The 16,775-nt window shown below is 71.1% G+C and carries 16 protein-coding genes; 14 read left to right on the forward strand and 2 right to left on the reverse strand.

The window, feature by feature from the left end; genetic code table 11:
* Window positions 1–199 precede the first annotated feature (199 nt).
* The 12 genes from ribBA to Q673_RS29355 all read left to right on the forward strand — a co-directional run bounded on the left by ribBA (window position 200) and on the right by Q673_RS29355 (window position 14,085).
* Window positions 200–1,369: a bifunctional 3,4-dihydroxy-2-butanone-4-phosphate synthase/GTP cyclohydrolase II gene (gene ribBA / locus Q673_RS29300; RefSeq protein WP_023006293.1), complete on the forward strand. Its 1,170-nt coding sequence runs from the start codon at window positions 200–202 to the stop codon at window positions 1,367–1,369.
* 100 nt (window positions 1,370–1,469) lie between these two features.
* The gene (gene ribH, locus Q673_RS29305; protein ID WP_023006294.1) at window positions 1,470–1,964 is read left to right on the forward strand and encodes a 6,7-dimethyl-8-ribityllumazine synthase; all 495 of its coding nucleotides are present in this window, start codon (window positions 1,470–1,472) and stop codon (window positions 1,962–1,964) included.
* Window positions 1,961–2,458, forward strand: coding sequence for a transcription antitermination factor NusB (nusB, locus tag Q673_RS29310; RefSeq protein WP_023006295.1), 498 nt, complete (start codon window positions 1,961–1,963; stop codon window positions 2,456–2,458). The genes ribH and nusB overlap by 4 nt, the downstream gene beginning before the upstream one ends.
* 11 nt (window positions 2,459–2,469) lie before the next feature.
* Window positions 2,470–3,435 carry a thiamine-phosphate kinase gene (thiL, locus tag Q673_RS29315; protein ID WP_023006296.1) on the forward strand — a complete coding sequence of 322 codons (966 nt, stop codon included), beginning with the start codon at window positions 2,470–2,472 and terminating at the stop codon, window positions 3,433–3,435.
* Window positions 3,432–3,905, forward strand: a complete 474-nt coding sequence (locus Q673_RS29320; protein ID WP_023006297.1) for a phosphatidylglycerophosphatase A family protein — start codon at window positions 3,432–3,434, stop codon at window positions 3,903–3,905. Before thiL ends, Q673_RS29320 begins: the two co-directional genes overlap by 4 nt.
* Before the next feature lie 48 nt (window positions 3,906–3,953).
* Window positions 3,954–5,195, forward strand: coding sequence for a DUF945 family protein (locus tag Q673_RS29325; RefSeq protein ID WP_023006298.1), 1,242 nt, complete (start codon window positions 3,954–3,956; stop codon window positions 5,193–5,195).
* Window positions 5,196–5,268: 73 nt separating this feature from the next.
* Window positions 5,269–7,716, forward strand: a complete 2,448-nt coding sequence (gene lon, locus Q673_RS29330; RefSeq protein WP_023006299.1) for an endopeptidase La — start codon at window positions 5,269–5,271, stop codon at window positions 7,714–7,716.
* Entirely contained in the window at window positions 7,716–8,714 is a 999-nt protein-coding gene (thiB, locus tag Q673_RS29335; RefSeq protein WP_023006300.1) for a thiamine ABC transporter substrate binding subunit, read from the forward strand. Before lon ends, thiB begins: the two co-directional genes overlap by 1 nt.
* Window positions 8,690–10,348 carry a thiamine/thiamine pyrophosphate ABC transporter permease gene (gene thiP / locus Q673_RS29340; protein WP_023006301.1) on the forward strand — a complete coding sequence of 553 codons (1,659 nt, stop codon included), beginning with the start codon at window positions 8,690–8,692 and terminating at the stop codon, window positions 10,346–10,348. Before thiB ends, thiP begins: the two co-directional genes overlap by 25 nt.
* The gene (locus tag Q673_RS29345) at window positions 10,348–11,001 is read left to right on the forward strand and encodes an ATP-binding cassette domain-containing protein (protein WP_023006302.1); all 654 of its coding nucleotides are present in this window, start codon (window positions 10,348–10,350) and stop codon (window positions 10,999–11,001) included. Before thiP ends, Q673_RS29345 begins: the two co-directional genes overlap by 1 nt.
* A gap of 96 nt (window positions 11,002–11,097) precedes the next feature.
* Complete coding sequence (gene ilvD, locus Q673_RS29350; RefSeq protein WP_023006303.1) at window positions 11,098–12,942, forward strand: dihydroxy-acid dehydratase; 1,845 nt, start codon at window positions 11,098–11,100, stop codon at window positions 12,940–12,942.
* Between the two features lie 57 nt (window positions 12,943–12,999).
* Window positions 13,000–14,085, forward strand: coding sequence for an oxidoreductase (locus tag Q673_RS29355; RefSeq protein ID WP_023006304.1), 1,086 nt, complete (start codon window positions 13,000–13,002; stop codon window positions 14,083–14,085).
* Between the two features lie 69 nt (window positions 14,086–14,154).
* On the opposite strand, the gene nudE is transcribed toward Q673_RS29355, so the two are convergent.
* Window positions 14,155–14,739, reverse strand: a complete 585-nt coding sequence (gene nudE, locus Q673_RS29360) for an ADP compounds hydrolase NudE (RefSeq protein WP_023006305.1) — start codon at window positions 14,737–14,739, stop codon at window positions 14,155–14,157.
* 82 nt (window positions 14,740–14,821) lie between these two features.
* Here nudE and yrfG point away from each other — a divergent pair, with 82 nt between their 5' ends.
* Together yrfG and hslR are read left to right on the forward strand one after the other, a co-directional pair.
* Entirely contained in the window at window positions 14,822–15,511 is a 690-nt protein-coding gene (gene yrfG / locus Q673_RS29365; RefSeq protein WP_023006306.1) for a GMP/IMP nucleotidase, read from the forward strand.
* Window positions 15,504–15,887: a ribosome-associated heat shock protein Hsp15 gene (hslR, locus tag Q673_RS29370; protein WP_023006307.1), complete on the forward strand. Its 384-nt coding sequence runs from the start codon at window positions 15,504–15,506 to the stop codon at window positions 15,885–15,887. The genes yrfG and hslR overlap by 8 nt, the downstream gene beginning before the upstream one ends.
* Window positions 15,888–15,933: 46 nt before the next feature.
* On the opposite strand, the gene Q673_RS29375 is transcribed toward hslR, so the two are convergent.
* Window positions 15,934–16,383, reverse strand: a complete 450-nt coding sequence (locus Q673_RS29375) for a YaiI/YqxD family protein (protein ID WP_023006308.1) — start codon at window positions 16,381–16,383, stop codon at window positions 15,934–15,936.
* Window positions 16,384–16,775 lie beyond the last annotated feature (392 nt).

Here is a 16,775-nt window from a genome sequence, read left to right on the forward strand (position 1 = left end):
GTCCTCGGACCTCCTCTTCGGCTTATCCCCAGCGCCCCTTGGTTCGGTAACTGCGATAGCCCTGCGCCTTGGTTGCCTTTACTGGCGCGCAGCGACCGACCACGGTACCCTGACGCCGTTTCGAGGCGGGCGACGCCCCCGGCCGACGCCAGCGTCGCCGAGCGCCGACGCCCGCCCGCGCAGAACTTGTGGAGATCTCATGGTGCACGCCACTAGCGGGGGCCTGGCCCCCATCGAGGACCTGATCGAGGACATTCGTCAGGGCAAGATGGTGATCCTCATGGATGACGAGGATCGCGAGAATGAAGGCGACATCATCATGGCCGCCGAGAAGGTGCAGGCCGAGCATATCAACTTCATGGCCCGCCACGCCCGCGGCCTGATCTGCCTGCCCATGACCCGCAGCCGCTGCGAGCGCCTGCGCCTGCCGCTGATGGTCAACGACAACGGCTCCGGCTTCGGCACCAAATTCACCCTCTCCATCGAGGCCGCCGAGGGGGTCACCACCGGCATCTCCGCCGCCGACCGCGCGCGCACCGTGCAGGCCGCTGTGGCCCACGACGCCCGCCCCGAGGACATCGTCCAGCCCGGCCACATCTTCCCGCTGATGGCCGAGCCCGGCGGCGTGCTGCGTCGCGCCGGCCACACCGAGGCCGCCTGCGACCTCGCGGCCCTGGCCGGCCTCGACCCCAGCGGCGTGATCTGCGAGATCATGAACGACGACGGCACCATGGCCCGGCGCCCCGAGCTCGAGCGCTTCGCCGAGGAGCACGGCCTGAAGATGGGCACCATCGCCGACCTGATCCACTACCGTATCCACAACGAGCAGACCGTGGATCACGAGGAGTCGACCACGGTGCAGACCGCCCACGGCGAGCTCACCCTGCACGTCTTCCGTGACAGCATCCAGGGCGCCCACCACCTGGCGCTGGTCAAGGGGCGGCCGAGCCCCGAGGCGCTCACCACGGTGCGCGTGCACCTGGCCAGCACCATGCGCGACCTGCTCTGCCTGGAGAAGGGCGACGGGGGGCACTGGGCCTCCCACGCGGCGATCGCCGAGGTCGCCCGCAGCGAGCGCGGCGTCTTCGTGCTGCTCGACGACGGCCGTCCGCATCTCGACCTGCGCGACCAGCTCGACATCTTCCTCGAGCGCCGTCGGGCGCCGCGCAGCAGCGCCTCAGATGGCGCCGGCAACTACCTGACCATCGGCACCGGGTCGCAGATCCTGCGCCACCTCGGCGTGGGCCAGATGCGGCTACTCAGCTCGCCGTGGAAGTTCTCGGCGCTCTCCGGCTTCGACCTCGAGGTGGTCGAGCGCCTGGGCCCCGAGGACGTGGCGCGCCCCGGCGACGAGGCCTCCGACGACTGAGCCGGCCGGCGCCGGCTCCCGTTCACCCCCGTTCTTCAACACCCTATTTCACCCCCAGGGCGCGGCGTCGCCGCCCCGAGGGGCACAGCAGGAAACCGACATGGAACCCATTGCACAACTCGAAGGCAGCTTCGTCGACGTCGACGGTCGTTACGTGATCGTGGTGGGGCGCTTCAACCACCACGTGGTGGACAGCCTGGTGGAGGGCGCCGTGGATAGCCTGGTGCGCCACGGCGTCGACCCCGAGAACATCGATATCGTCCACGTGCCGGGCGCCTGGGAGCTGCCGCTGGCGGTCAAGCAGGCGCTCAAGGTGGCCCGCCCCGAGGCGGTGATCGCCCTGGGCGCGGTGATCCGCGGCGGCACCCCGCACTTCGAGTACGTGGCCGGCGGCTGCAACGCGGCGCTTGGCAACCTGCAGTTGGAGTTCGACACCCCCATCGCCAACGGCGTGCTGACCGTCAATTCCATCGAGCAGGCCATCGAGCGCTCCGGCACCAAGGCCGGCAACAAGGGCGCCGAGGCGGCCATGGCCGCCATGGAGATGGTCTCGCTGATGCGCCAGCTGGGTGGCGGTGCCGAGGAGGAGGCATGAGCCGCGAGCGCGCGCCTTCCAAGGCGCAGCAGTCACGCCGCGCCGCCCGCGAGCTGGCGGTGCAGTGCCTCTACCAGTGGCACATGACCGGCAAGTCGATCACCGCGGTGGAGGCGGAGTTCAGGAGCCAGGTGGCCGACGACGACCTCGAGGACCACGAGAACTGGCACAAGGTCATGGAGATCGCCGACCTGGCGCTGTTCCATGAGCTGGTGCACAACGTGGCGCGCTTCAAGGCCGACCTCGACGCCTCCATCTCGCCGCTGCTCGACCGCAAGGTCGACGAGCTCGACGCCATCGAGCTCACCATCCTACGCCTGGGCGCCTACGAGCTGTCGCGGCGGCTGGACGTGCCCTACCGGGTGGCGATCAACGAGGGCGTGGAGCTGGCCAAGTCGTTCGGTGCCACCGACGGCCACAAGTACGTCAACGGCATCCTCGACAAGCTTGCCGGGCGCCTGCGTGGTGCCGAGGTGGCCGCCCGCCGCCGCTGAAGGGAAACCGGATGCATAGCGAATTCGACCTTATCGCCCGCTACTTCACTCCCGCTCCCCCCGGCCCGGAGGCCGGCGTGGCGCTGGGGGTGGGTGACGACTGTGCGCTGCTGGCGCCCACCCCGGGCCGGCGGCTGGCGGTAAGCGTCGACACCTCGGTGGCGGGGGTGCACTTCCCTGCCGAGGCACCGGCCGAGGCGATCGGCCACCGCGCCCTGGCGGTGAGCCTCTCGGACCTGGCCGCCATGGGGGCCCGCGCCCGCTGGTGCTTCATGGCGCTGACCCTCCAGGCGCGCCCGGACGCCTGGCTCGAGGCCTTCTCTCGCGGCTTCAAGGCGCTGTGTGACGCCACCGGCACCACGCTTGCCGGCGGCGACATCACCCGCGGTGAGCTGGCCATCGGCGTCACCGTGATGGGCGAGGTGGCGCCTGAGGCCGCCCTGACTCGTGGCGGCGGCCGGCCCGGTGACCTGGTGGCGGTCACCGGGGCCCTGGGCGGCGGCGCCGGCGGCCTGGCGGCCTGGCAGGCCGGCGAGCGCGATGTCGGCCATCCCTTGCTCGCCCGCTACCTCTTCCCCCGGCCGCGGCTGGCCGCCGGCGAGGCGCTCGCCAGGCTTGCCACCGCCGCGGTGGACCTCTCCGACGGCCTGCTCGCCGATCTGGGCCACATCCTCGAGCACTCCGGCGGCGGCGCCCGGCTCGAGCCCGAGGCGCTGCCCCTGGCCGAGGGGCTGGTGGAGGCGCTGGGCGAGGCCCGGGCGCAGGAGGCGGCGCTCTCCGGCGGCGACGACTACGAGCTGCTGATCTGCCTGCCCGCAGAGCGCCTCGAGGAGGCCCGTCGGCGCCTCGCGACGCTGGGGCTGCCGCTGACGGTGATCGGGCGGCTGACCGAGGCGCCGGGGCTGCACGGGGTGCCGGGGGCTCGCCGCCTCGGTTGGCAACACTTCCGCGGCGACGAGACGGGAGAGCGCCCATGAACCGCGCCCCGGCCAGCGTCTGGCATCGCCCCTCCCACTTCCTCGCCTTCGGCCTGGGCAGCGGGGCCGTGCCCTTCGCCCCCGGCACCTTCGGTACCCTGGCCGCCATCCCCTTCTACTGGCTGCTCTCGGAGCTGCCCCTCGACTGGTACTGGGGCGTCATCGTCATCGCCTTCCTGTGGGGCGTGTGGCTGTGCGAGAAGACCTCCCGGGACCTCGGCGTCCACGACCACTCCGGCATCGTCTGGGACGAGTTCGTGGGCTACTGGATCACCATGGCCGCGGTGCCCTTCTCCTGGGAGGCGGCGCTGTGGGGCTTCGTGGTGTTTCGGGTGTTCGACGTGATCAAGCCGTTTCCCATCCGCTGGGCGGATCGCCGGGTGGCCGGGGGCTTCGGCATCATGATCGACGACGTGCTCGCCGGCATCTACGCCTGGAGCCTGATGCACCTCTGGTTCTGGCTACACTAGGAAGGTGGCCCGCGTCGCCGGGAAGGCGTCATCGGGAAGGGAGGCTGGATGCGCAAGGAACGACTGATCGTACCGGTGGTGGTGGGCCTGGCGCTCGTCTGGGCAGTGGCCCAGTACGCCGCCTCGCTGCTCTTCGAGCGCGAGCTCGCCCGTACCCTGGCCGACCTCGAGGCCCGCGGCGAGCTGGTGGTGGAGCGCGAGGACGTGGAACGCGGCTGGCTCTCCTCATCGGGGCGGATGCGCATCGCGCCGCTGCTCGGCGACGCCTGGCAGCTCGCCTTCACCTATGAGGCCCGCCATGGGGTGCTCAGTACCCGCCTGGAAGGGGAGCTCTCGCCCACCCTGGGGCCGGCCCAGCGGCGGTTGTTCGGCGATGCGCTCCCGTCCCGGTCACCGCGCTGGCACGCCCGCTACCAGACCCTGGGCGGCACCCTGGAGGGTAGCCTGGGCCTGGCGCCCTTCGTGGTGCGCCAGGGCGAGCGCGAGCTCGACTTCCAGGGCGGCCAGGTCACCTTCGGCGGCGAGTATGGCGACTGGTGGCTGCGGGCCCGCCTGCAGCCGCTGCGCCTGACCGACGGGGTCGCCACCCTCGAGGCCGGGCCGGCAAGCCTCGAGAGCCGCTACGCCTACACCGAGGGAGCCTACCACTTCACCCAGCACGACCTGCTGCGCCTGGAACGCCTGGCCTGGCGCCAGCCCGACCTCGCCCTGGACGGCAGCGAGCTGCTCTATCGCAGCCGCATGCAGCTCGACGACAGCGAGCTCGTCGTCGACGGCGAGCTCGAGATCGGCCAGGTGCTGGCCGCCGAGCAGGTGCTGCTCACCGGGCGGGTTGCCGCGACCCTATCGCGGCTCGACGCCGAGGCCCTGCGCACCCTGTTGCGCCGCCTGCGCGAGGAGGTGATGCGCGCGGGCAGCGACACCCCCACGCCCCGCGAGCTGATCGCGCGGCTGGAGCCGGAGCTCAAGGCGCTGCTCGCCGACTCGCCGCGCGTCGACGTCACCACGGTGGACCTCGACAGCCCCATGCTGGGGATCACCGCGCGCGGCGAGGGCACGCTGATCTTCGACCCGCGGCGCCTCGACGAGCTCGCGGTGTCGCGGCTGGACGATCCCGCCGAGCAGGCGCGCTGGCGCAGCCGCCTGGATGGCGACTTCGTGTGGCATCAGGTGCCCACCGTGGTGGCCCTGTGGCTGGGACTGCCGCTGGATACCCGGGAGCTGGCGATCGACGTGGTGCGCGGCAAGGTGCGCGTCAACGGCCGCCCGCTGCCCCCGCTATGGCGCTGATCGGGCTTGAACTTTCGTGGCGTCGCCCGCATTCCTAGGGCATCGGCACCCGCCCACAGGACACGGAGACCCCATGAGCGACGACCAGGACCGCCATCCCGATTCCCATGAGCCCGAGTGGCTCCACGACGACCACGAGCGCGGCGATGCCTTCGCCGGAGAGGAGCATGGAGGCGCCAGCCAGCATGCGGTGGTGCCCGCCCGGGAGGCGCTGCCCGAGCGCATCTACCTGCTGCCCATCCATAACCGCCCCTTCTTCCCCGCCCAGGTGCAGCCGCTGGTGATCAACCGCGAGCGCTGGGAGGAGACCATCGAGCGCGTCGCCAAGACTCCCCACCACACCGTGGGCCTGGCCTTCGTGGGCGAGGCCGCGGTGGAGGGGCTCTCCCACGACGCCTTCCCCGAGATCGGCACCGCGGTGAAGGTGCACAAGCTGCAGGGGGAGAACAACCAGATCCAGTTCATCGCCCAGGGGCTGCAGCGCTTTCGCATCCAGCGCTGGATCTCGCGGGAGCCGCCCTACCTGGTGGAGGTGAGCTACCCCCGCGAGCCGGTAGATGCCGAGGCCGACGAGGCCCGCGCCTATGCCATGGCGCTGATCAACGGCATCAAGGAGCTGCTGCCGATCAACCCGCTCTACGGCGAGGAGCTCAAGCACTACCTCAACCGCTTCAGCCCCCACGAGCCGGGCCCGCTCACCGACTTCGCCGCGGCCATCACCTCGGCCAAGGGGCACGAGCTGCAGGACGTGCTGGCCACCCTGCCGGTGCTCGCGCGCATGCAGAAGGTGCTGCCGCTGCTGCGCAAGGAGATCGAGGTCGCCCAGCTGCAGAGCGAGATCAGCGACCAGGTCAACGCCCAGATACAGGAGCGCCAGCGGGAGTTCTTCCTGCGCGAGCAGCTCAAGGTGATCCAGCGCGAGCTCGGCATCTCCAAGGACGACCGCGAGAACGACGTCGACACCTTCCGCGATCGCCTCGAGGACCTGGTGGTGCCGCCGCGGGTGCTGACCCGCATCGAGGAGGAGCTCGATAAGCTGGCGGTGCTGGAGACCGGCTCGCCGGAGTACGGCACCACCCGCAACTATCTCGACTGGCTGACCAGCATGCCGTGGGGCGTGCAGAGCCAGGACCAGCTCGACCTCACCCACGCCCGCCAGGTGCTCGACCGCGACCACGACGGCCTGGCCGACGTCAAGGAGCGCATCATCGAGTTCCTCGCCGAGGGCACCTTCAAGGGCGACGTGGGCGGCTCTATCGTGCTGCTGGTGGGCCCGCCCGGGGTCGGCAAGACCTCGGTGGGCCGCTCCATCGCCGAGGCGCTGGGTCGTGAGTTCTACCGCTTCTCGGTGGGTGGCATGCGCGACGAGGCGGAGATCAAGGGCCACCGGCGCACCTACATCGGCGCCATGCCCGGCAAGCTCGCCCAGGCCCTCAAGGAGGTCGAGGTCGAGAACCCGGTGATCATGCTCGACGAGATCGACAAGATGGGGCAGTCCTTCCAGGGCGACCCCGCCTCGGCGCTGCTCGAGGTGCTCGACCCGGAGCAGAACGTCGACTTCCTCGACCACTACCTGGACGTGCGCCTGGACCTCTCCAAGGTGCTCTTCGTGTGCACCGCCAACACCCTGGACTCGATCCCGCCGGCGCTGCTCGACCGCATGGAGCAGATCCGCCTCTCCGGCTACATCGCCGAGGAGAAGATGGCGATCGCCAAGCATCACCTGTGGCCCAAGCTGCTCAAGCGCGACAACATCCCCAAGCAGCGCATCAACCTCACCGATGCCGCCCTGCGCCAGGTGATCGAGGGCTACGCCCGCGAGGCGGGGGTGCGCCAGCTCGAGAAGCAGCTGCACCGCATCGTGCGCAAGGCGGCGGTCAGGCTGCTGGAGAACGACCAGCAGTCGGTGAAGGTCTCGGTGAAGAACCTCGAGGAGTACCTGGGCGCGCCGCTGTTCCGCAAGGAGCAGGTGCTCAAGGGCGAGGGCGTGGTCACAGGCCTGGCCTGGACCGCCATGGGCGGCGCCACCCTGCCCATCGAGGCGGGCAAGGTGCACTCCCTGACCCGAGGCTTCAAGCTCACCGGCAAGCTCGGCGAGGTGATGCAGGAGTCGGCCAACATCGCCTACAGCTACGTGCTGGGCCACCTGGCCGAATATGGCGCCGACGCCGACTTCTTCGACTCCGCCTTCGTGCACCTGCACGTGCCGGAGGGCGCCACTCCCAAAGATGGCCCCTCGGCGGGGGTGACCATGGCCACGGCGCTGCTGTCGCTGGCCAGGCACCAGGCCATCGACCGCCCCCTGGCGATGACCGGCGAGCTGACCCTCACCGGCCAGGTGCTGCCGGTGGGCGGCATCCGCGAGAAGGTGATCGCCGCCCGCCGCAGCGGCATCTTCGAGGTGATCCTGCCCGACGCCAACCGCCGCGACTTCGAGGAGCTGCCCGACCACCTCAAGGAGGGCGTCACCGTGCACTTCGCGAAACGCTACCGGGACGTGGCCAAGGTGGTGTTCGGTTGATGAAGAGACTGATACCACTGGCCCTGGGGTTGTCGGCGGCGGGCAGCGCCGCCGCCGCCGAACGCACGCTGACCGTCTACACCTACGACTCCTTCGTCTCCGAGTGGGGGCCGGGGCCCGCCATCGAGGCGGCCTTCGAGGCGCGCTGCGGCGACTGCGACCTGCGCTTCGTGGCCCTCGACGGCGGCGTCGATATCCTTCAGCGCCTGCGCCTGGAAGGGGAGGGCAGCGGCGCCGACCTGGTGCTCGGCCTGGACATGAACCTGATGGCCGAAGCCCGCGCCCTCGACCTGCTCGCCCCCCATGGCGTCGACACGGGTGCGCTCGAGCTGCCCATCGAGTGGGACGACGACACCTTCCTGCCCTACGACTGGGGCCACTTCGCCTTCGTCTACGACCGCGAGCAGCTGGAGGAGCCGCCGGGCAGCTTCGCCGAGCTCCTCGAGGCCCCGGAGGAGGTCAAGGTGATCCTCCAGGACCCGCGTACCAGCGTCACCGGCCAGGGGCTGCTGCTGTGGATTAAGCACGTCTACGGCGATGCGGCGCCCGAGGCCTGGGAACGGCTCAACGAGCGGGTGCTCACCGTCACCAACGGCTGGAGCCAGGCCTACTTCTCGCTGTTCATGAACGGCGAGGCGCCCATGGTGCTGTCGTATGCCACCTCGCCCGCCTACCACATGGCGGTGGAGGAGACCGACCGCTACCAGGCCGCCGAGTTCGCCGAGGGCCACTACCTGCAGGTGGAGACCGCGGCGAGGCTGTGCTCGAGCGACGAGCCCGAACTGGCCCGCGACTTCCTCGCCTTCATGCTGACACCGGACTTCCAGCGCCATATCCCGCTGGGCAACGTGATGAACCCGGCCATCGACCTGGGTGACGAGCTGCCCGCGGTGTTCGAGCGGCTGATCGACCCCGAGAGCCTGACGTTCACCCCCGAGGAGGTGCGCGACCACCGCCGTGCCTGGATCCGCGAGTGGCTGAACGCGGCGGCGCGCTGAGGCCGCCGCGCTGGGCACGCCCCTCGCCCTGGCCGCCGGGGCTGGGGCTCGCCGCCCTGGCGCTGGTGGCGGGGCTGGGGCTCGGCAGCCTGGGGGCGCTGCTGTGGCAGTCCCGCGAGCTGCACCCGGCCATGCTGTGGCAGGAGCCGTGGCTCGCCGCCATCCTGCGCTTCACCCTGTGGCAGGCGACCCTCTCCACGCTGCTGGTCTTGGGCCTCGCCGTGCCGGTGGCGCTGGCCCTGGCGCGGCGCCCCACCTTCCCCGGCCGGGCCCTGCTGTTGCGTGCCATGGAGCTCTCGCTGGTGCTGCCGACGCTGATCGGCCTGTTCGGCTTGGTGGCGGTGCACGGCCGGCGTGGCTGGGCGGCACCGCTGTGGGAGTGGCTGTTCGGCCTCGAGGCGGGCTACCTCTACGGCCTCTCCGGCATCGTGCTGGCCCATGTGTTCTATAACCTGCCGCTCGCTGCGCGGCTGATGCTGCAGGCGCTGGAGACGGCCCCCGCGGCCCACTGGCGCCTGGCCGCCCAGCTGGGGCTCACCCGCGGGGCAATCTGGCGCACCCTGGAGTGGCCGCGCCTGGCGCCATTGCTGCCGCGGCTTGCGGCGCTGGTCTTCACCCTCTGTTTCACCAGCTTCGCCATCGTCATGACCCTGGGCGGCGGGCCGCGCAGCTCCACCCTGGAGGTGGCGATCTACCAGGCGCTCAAGTTCGACCATGACCTGGCGCTTGCCGCGCTGCTGGCGCTGACCCAATTGACGATCTGCCTGGCGCTGTGGGGGCTGGCGCTCTCCCGGGGCGGGGCGCCCTCGCTGATGGTGGGCAGCGTGCGCCTGCCGCCTCTGGGGCGCTGGCGGCGCCGCGACGCCGCGGGGCCCTCGCGCTGGGTGGACGCCGCCTGGCTGCTGGCCCTGGTGGCGCTGCTGGCCCCGCCGCTCGCGGCCATCGTGGTCGCCGGGCTGGGTGGCCTGGCCGAGCTGCCGAGGGCGTCGAGCCTGTGGCCGGCGGCGGCGAGGAGCCTGGTCATGGCGCTGGGGGCCGGGCTCGGTGCACTGGCCCTGGCGCTCGCCCTGCTGGCCGGCAGCCGCTGGCTGCGCCGTCGCGGACGCGGGGTCCTGGGCCTGGTGATGGAGGGCGGCGGCCAGCTGATCCTGGTGGTGCCGGCGCTGGTGCTGGGCACCGGGCTCTTCCTGCTGCTGCGCCCCACCCTGGGCAGCGGCTGGGAGGGGTACGCCCTGGTGGTGCTGGTCAATGCCCTGATGGCGCTGCCCTTCGCCATGCAGGTGCTGCGCGGGGCGCTGCCGGGGCTCACCGCCCCCGAGGCGCGCCTGGCCGACCAGCTCGGCGTGCACGGGGCCGCGCGGCTGCGCTGGCTCAGCTGGCCGCGGCTGCGTCGCCCGCTGGGCCTGGCGCTGGCCTACGCGATGACGCTCTCGCTGGGGGACTTCAGCGTCATCGCCCTGTTCGGCAGCCCCTCGGCGCCGACCCTCCCGATGCTTCTCTACCAGCAGCTGGGCGGCTACCGCTGGCAGGGGGCGGCGGCCACCGCCCTGCTGCTGCTGGTGCTGGTGACCCTGACCTTCGCCGTGTTGGGTGGCCTGACCCGCCGCCCGTCGCGCCCACGCTGGAGGCCTTGATGCTCGACTGCCGCGACCTCACCTTCCACTACGAGCGCGCCGACCCCGGCGAGACGCCGGCGTTCGCCTTCACCTTCCGCCTGGCCCCGGGGGAGTGCCTCTCGGTGGAGGGCCCCTCCGGCTGTGGCAAGAGCACCCTGCTGGGGCTGCTGGCCGGCTTCCTCGAGCCCGAGGGTGGCACCCTGACCTGGCGGGGGCAGGACCTGCTGGCGCGTCCGCCCTGGGAGCGGGGCATCACCACCGTCTTCCAGGAGCACAACCTCTTCGACCACCTGCCGGTGTGGGCCAACCTGGGGCTCGGCCTGGCGCCGGACCTGCGGCTGACCGCCGACCAGCGCCGGCGCATCACCGAAGGCCTCGCCGAGGTGGGGCTCGCCGGCCTCGAGGCGCGCCTGCCTGGTGAACTCTCCGGCGGCCAGCGCCAGCGGGTGGCGCTGCTGCGGGCGCTGCTGCGAGCCTCGCCGCTGCTGTTGCTCGACGAGCCCTTCACCGGCCTCGACGAGGCCACCCGGGAGGGCCTGTGGGCCCTGGTGCGTCGCCAGCAGCAGGCGGGCGCCGCGGTGATCCTGATCAGCCACGACCGCGACGACATCGACGCCCTGGCCAGCCGCCGCTGCCGGCTAGAGGCGGGGCGGCTTAAGCCGCTTCCCTGAGCCACTGGCCTGACGGCCGGGCGCGTGCCAGAATCGTGGGCTGACCTGGACACCGAGCCGCCGGCACAGGCGGCCGCACGCGAAGAAGAGGACACCATGCCCGAGTACCGTTCCCGCACCACCACCGCCGGCCGCAACATGGCCGGCGCCCGCGCCCTGTGGCGCGCCACCGGCATGAAGGATGACGACTTCCACAAGCCGATCATCGCCGTGGCCAACTCCTTCACCCAGTTCGTGCCGGGGCACGTGCACCTGAAGGACATGGGGCAGCTGGTGGCCCGCGAGATCGAGAAGGCCGGCGGGGTGGCCAAGGAGTTCAACACCATCGCCGTGGACGACGGCATCGCCATGGGCCACGACGGCATGCTCTACTCGCTGCCGAGCCGCGACCTGATCGCCGACAGCGTCGAGTACATGGTCAACGCCCACTGCGCCGACGCCCTGGTGTGCATCTCCAACTGCGACAAGATCACCCCCGGGATGCTCAACGCCGCCATGCGCCTGAACATCCCGGTGATCTTCGTCTCCGGCGGCCCCATGGAGGCGGGCAAGACCAAGCTGCTCGACCACAACATCGACCTGATCGATGCCATGATCTACGCCGCCGACGACCAGTACAGCGACGAGCAGATCGAGGAGATTGAGCGCAGCGCCTGCCCCACCTGCGGCAGCTGCTCGGGCATGTTCACCGCCAACTCCATGAACTGCCTGATGGAGGCGCTGGGCCTGGCGCTGCCGGGCAACGGCACGGTGCTTGCCACCCACGCCGACCGCCGCCGGCTGTTCGAGGAGGCCGGCCATCGCATCGTCGAGCTGGCCAAGCGCTATTACGAGGGGGACGAGGCGCACCTGCTGCCCCGCGCTATCGGCTCCAAGGCGGCGTTCCGGAACGCCATGACCCTGGACATCGCCATGGGCGGCTCCACCAACACCATCCTGCACCTGCTGGCCGCCGCCCAGGAGGGCGGGGTGGACTTCACCATGGCCGACATCGACCGCCTGTCGCGGGAGGTGCCGCAGCTCTGCAAGCTGGCGCCCAACACCCAGCAGTACCATATCGAGGACTGCCACCGCGCCGGTGGCATCATGGCGATCCTCGGCGAGCTGGACCGTGCCGGTGTTCTCGATACCCGCGTGCCTACCGTCTACGGCGACACCCTGAAGGCGGCGCTGGAGGAGTGGGACATCATGCGCAACCCCAGCCCCGAGGTGGTGGAGTTCTACAAGGCCGGCCCCGGCGGCATCCCCACCCAGACCGCCTTCTCCCAGGCCGCCCGCTGGCCGAGCCTCGACGGCGACCGCGCCAACGGCTGCATCCGTGACCTCGAGCACGCCTTCTCCCGCGAGGGCGGCCTGGCGGTGCTGTTCGGCAACATCGCCGAGGATGGCTGCGTGGTGAAGACCGCCGGCGTCGATGAGTCGATCCTGGTCTTCGAGGGCCCGGCCCACGTGGTGGAGTCCCAGGACCAGGCGGTGGAGCATATCCTCGGCGGCCAGGTGAAGGAGGGCGACGTGGTGGTGATCCGCTACGAGGGGCCCAAGGGCGGCCCTGGCATGCAGGAGATGCTCTACCCGACCTCGTATCTCAAGTCCAAGGGGCTGGGCAAGGCGTGCGCGCTGCTCACCGACGGCCGCTTCTCCGGCGGCACCTCGGGGCTCTCCATCGGCCACGCCTCGCCGGAGGCCGCCGCCGGCGGCGCCATCGGCCTGGTGGAGCAGGGCGACATCATCGAGATCGACATCCCCAACCGCGCCATCAACGTCAGGCTCTCCGCCGAGGAGCTGGCCGAGCGCCGCGCGGCGGAGGAGGCCAAGGGTGCCGATGCCTGGAAGCCCAGCATCCAGCGTGACCGCAGGGTCTCCGCGGCGCTCAAGGCCTATGCGCTGCTCGCCACCTCCGCCGACAAGGGCGCGGTGCGCGACCTCACCAAGCTCGACTGACCCACTCGTCCCCCGCGCCCCGGTCTGCCGGGGCGCGGCGTCTCAAGGAAGGCCGCGATGCGAACCCATACCCTGAGCGTCGGCCTGATCGGCTACGGCCTGGCCGGCCAGGTGTTCCACGCCCCGCTGATCCAGGCCGCCAACGGCATGGAGCTCACCGCCGTGGTGTGCAGCGATGCCGAGCGGGTCCACGCCGACCTGCCGGACGTCGAGGTGCTGCCCAAGGCGGCGGCGCTGCTGGCCCGGCGCGATATCGACCTGGTGGCCATCGCCACCCCCAACGAGACCCACTTCCCGCTGGCCAAGGCGGCGCTCGCCGCCGGCAAGCACGTGGTGGTGGACAAGCCCTTCACCCTGACCCTCTCCGAGGCGCGGCTGCTGCGTACCCAGGCGGAAGAGGAGGAGCTCACCCTGAGCGTCTTCCACAACCGCCGCTGGGACAGCGACTTCCTGACCCTCAGGGCGCTGCTCGAGGCGGGTACCCTGGGGCGGGTGGTGTCGCTGGAGTCGCGCTTCGACCGCTTCCGGCCCGAGGTGAGCGACCGCTGGCGCGACCACCATCGCCCCGGGGCGGGTATCTGGTACGACCTCGGCCCGCACCTGCTCGACCAAGCCCGGGAGCTCTTCGGCATGCCGCGGGCGATCCTGCTGGAGCTCGCCACGGTGCGCGACGGCGCCGAGGTGGATGACGACTTCCTCTGCCTGCTGGAGTACGACGGCGCGCGGGTGAGCCTGCAGGCGGGCTCACTGGTGGCCGACCCCACCCCGCGCTTCCGCGTCCACGGCACCCGTGGCAGCTACGTCAAGTACGGCCTCGACCCCCAGGAGGCGCGCCTCAAACAGGCGCGGGCGCTGGTCGAGGGAATGGGCGAGGACCCCGCGCCGGGGCAACTGACCCTGGCCGAGGCCCCCGGGGCCGAGCCGGTGACGCGGGAGCATCCCGGCGAGCCCGGCGACTACGGCGCCTTCTACGCCTCGGTGGCGGAGATGCTGCTCCAGGGCGGGCCGGCGCCGGTGCCCCTCGAGGGTGCCATGGAGACCATGGAGCTGCTCGAGGCGGGACTCGACAGCTACCGCCAGGCGCGCTGGGTGCGGCTCAAGGAGGGCAACGGCGTGCTGCGCCAGCGGCTGCATCGCCGCTGAGCCCCCGGCCCGCTGCCTGGCGCCCCGGGGAAATGGCGAGGCCGACCCCGAGGCGCGGGCGACGCAGCGCTACCAGCGCAGCGGCCCCTCCGCCTCGCGCTCCAGCAGCTTGTCCCGGGCGATGAACAGGGCGGCGATGGCGCGCGCCTCGTGGAAGTCCTCCCGGGCGAGCAGGGCGGGCAGCTCGAAGAGCGCATGGGTCTCGACGATCAGCGGCTCGGGCTCGTCGCCGGGCAGGCGCCTGGGGTAGAGGTCGGTGGCCAGCAGCACCTGCATGCGGTGGCGCATGTAGTTGGGCGCCAGCGACAGCTCCACCAGCGGCTCGATGCTGTGGGCGCCGAAGCCGCACTCCTCCATCAGCTCGCGGTTGGCCGCGGTGATGATGTCCTCGCCGGGGTCCACCAGCCCCTTGGGCAGGGTCAGCACATAGTCCTCGAAGCCGGCGGCGTACTCGCGGATCAGCAGCACGTGCTCGGGGTCGGGCATCGCCACGATCATCACCGCGCCGCTGTCGCTGCCGGTGAGGCGCTCGAAGGTGCGCTCGGCGCCATTGGAGAAGCGCAGGTCGAGGGACTCGACGTGGAACAGGCGGCTCTTCGCCACCGAGCGGCGGTCGAGGATGGCGGGTTTCTGCGGCCGGTCGGGCGGGGTCATGGCGGCTCCGTGTCGGGGGTTCGTGGTGTCGGGAAGCGCCTGCTACCATAGCACCTCCCGCAAGCCACGACCCGGAACCCGCATGATTGACTGGCGCGCCATCGACACCGTCCTGCTGGACATGGACGGCACCCTGCTGGACCTGCACTTCGACAGCCACTTCTGGCTCGAGCACCTGCCGCGGCGCTACGTGGAGCTGCACCAGCTCGACGAGGCCACCCAGGAGGTGGTGCGCTCCAAGGTGGTTCGCGAGCAGGGCACCCTCAACTGGTACAGCCTCGACTACTGGAGCCGCGAGCTCGACGTCGACGTGGTCGCCCTCAAGCGCGAGATCCAGCACCTGATCGGCCTGCGCGGCGACGCCCTGGACTTCCTCAAATGGCTCAAACAGGCCCATCCGCGGGTGGTGCTGGCCACCAACGCCGACCGCGCCAGCCTGGCGCTCAAGCTGCCGCTCACCGGCCTGGAGGAGTACCTGGACGCCATCGTCTCCTCCGCCGACCTCGGCGTGCCCAAGGAGGAGCAGGAATTCTGGTTCGCGCTGCAGGAGGTGGAGCCCTTCGACCCCGCCCGCACCCTGTTCATCGACGACAACCCCAGGGTGCTGGAGAGCGCCCGGGAGTTCGGTATCCGCCACCTGCTGGGCATCAAGCAGCCCGACAGCCGGCGCCCCGAGCGCGAGCTGGAGGAGTTCATCGCCCTGGACCGTTTCGCCACCATCCTGCCCGACAACCTGCCGCCCGCGGCGGGCGAGGGAGGGCGCCATGGATAGTGTCAGGCTCGACAAGTGGCTGTGGGCGGCGCGCTTCTTCAAGACCCGCGGCCTCGCCAAGAAGGCCATCGAGGGCGGCAAGGTGCACTACGACGGCGCCCGGGCCAAGACCAGCAAGGCGGTGGAGGTGGGCGCCATCATCCGCGTGCCCCAGGGCTGGGACATCCTCGAGGTGGAGGTGCTGGCGCTCTCCGACCAGCGGCGCGGCGCCCCCGAGGCGCGCACCCTCTACCGCGAGACCGAGGAAAGCGTGGCGCGCCGCGAGCGTGAGGCGGAGGCGCGCCGGCTCACCAACCAGGCCATGCAGCACCCCCTCAAACGCCCGGACAAGAAGCAGCGCCGCGACATCAAGCGCTTCCAGCGCAACCAGGAGTAGGAGCGCAGATCCTGCGCGATTGGCGCCGTCAGGTGCCCAGGTCCTGTTACCGCTGCTTCGCCAGCCAGCGATCCAGGGCGTTGGCGAACTCGCGGCGGTCGCCGTCGGAGTAGCCCTTGGGCCCTCCGGTATGCTCACCGCTGGCGCGCATGGTCTCCATGAAGTCCCTCATCTGAACCCGTGCCCGGATGTTGCTCTCGTCCAGCGCCTCGCCGCGGGTGGTCATCACCCGGGCGCCGCGCTCGATGGCGGCCATGGCCAGCGGCAGGTCGGAGGTGATCACCAGGTCGCCGGGGGCCAGGCGCTCGACGATCTCGTCGTCGGCGGCGTCGAAGCCATGGCTCACCGCCAGCGCCTTGACCCACTTCGAGCGCGGCAGCGGTACCGTGTGGTTGGCCACGAACCAGGCCGGGGTGGCGGTGCGTTCGGCGGCGCGTACGATGATCTCGCGGGCGACCTTGGGGCAGGCGTCGGCATCGACCCACAGGCTGGGCATGGTCTCTCCTTGTCAGCGTGGCCGCCGAAAAGGCTGGCCAGGGAAGATCGACGATGGTAGCATGCGCGCTCCTCGCATGTGCTGACCCCACCATCCATGGTCGACGCCACCGCCCCTCGGGCCGTGGGCGTTGCAACGCCAGGCAAGGCCCCAAGGGCCGCATCGCCAGCGTTTGAAGTGTGAAGATGGAGCGCCACCGAGATCTCGCCACCCGGGCGGGATCGGCGCAGACGGTCGCCACAGGGGTTCCGAGCGCCATCCTCGATGGCCGGACCCGATGCCAGGTGCGACCGGCGTCCCCGACTCCGATGTCCCGTGCTGCCGCCTTACCAGGCCGCGGCGCGCCTGATCGTTTTTGCCCGCGTCAGGGACGCCTATGAACTTACGCCGGT

The sequence above is a fragment of the Halomonas sp. PBN3 genome, from assembly GCF_000475415.1.
GTDB classification, from domain to species: domain Bacteria; phylum Pseudomonadota; class Gammaproteobacteria; order Pseudomonadales; family Halomonadaceae; genus Halomonas; species Halomonas shengliensis.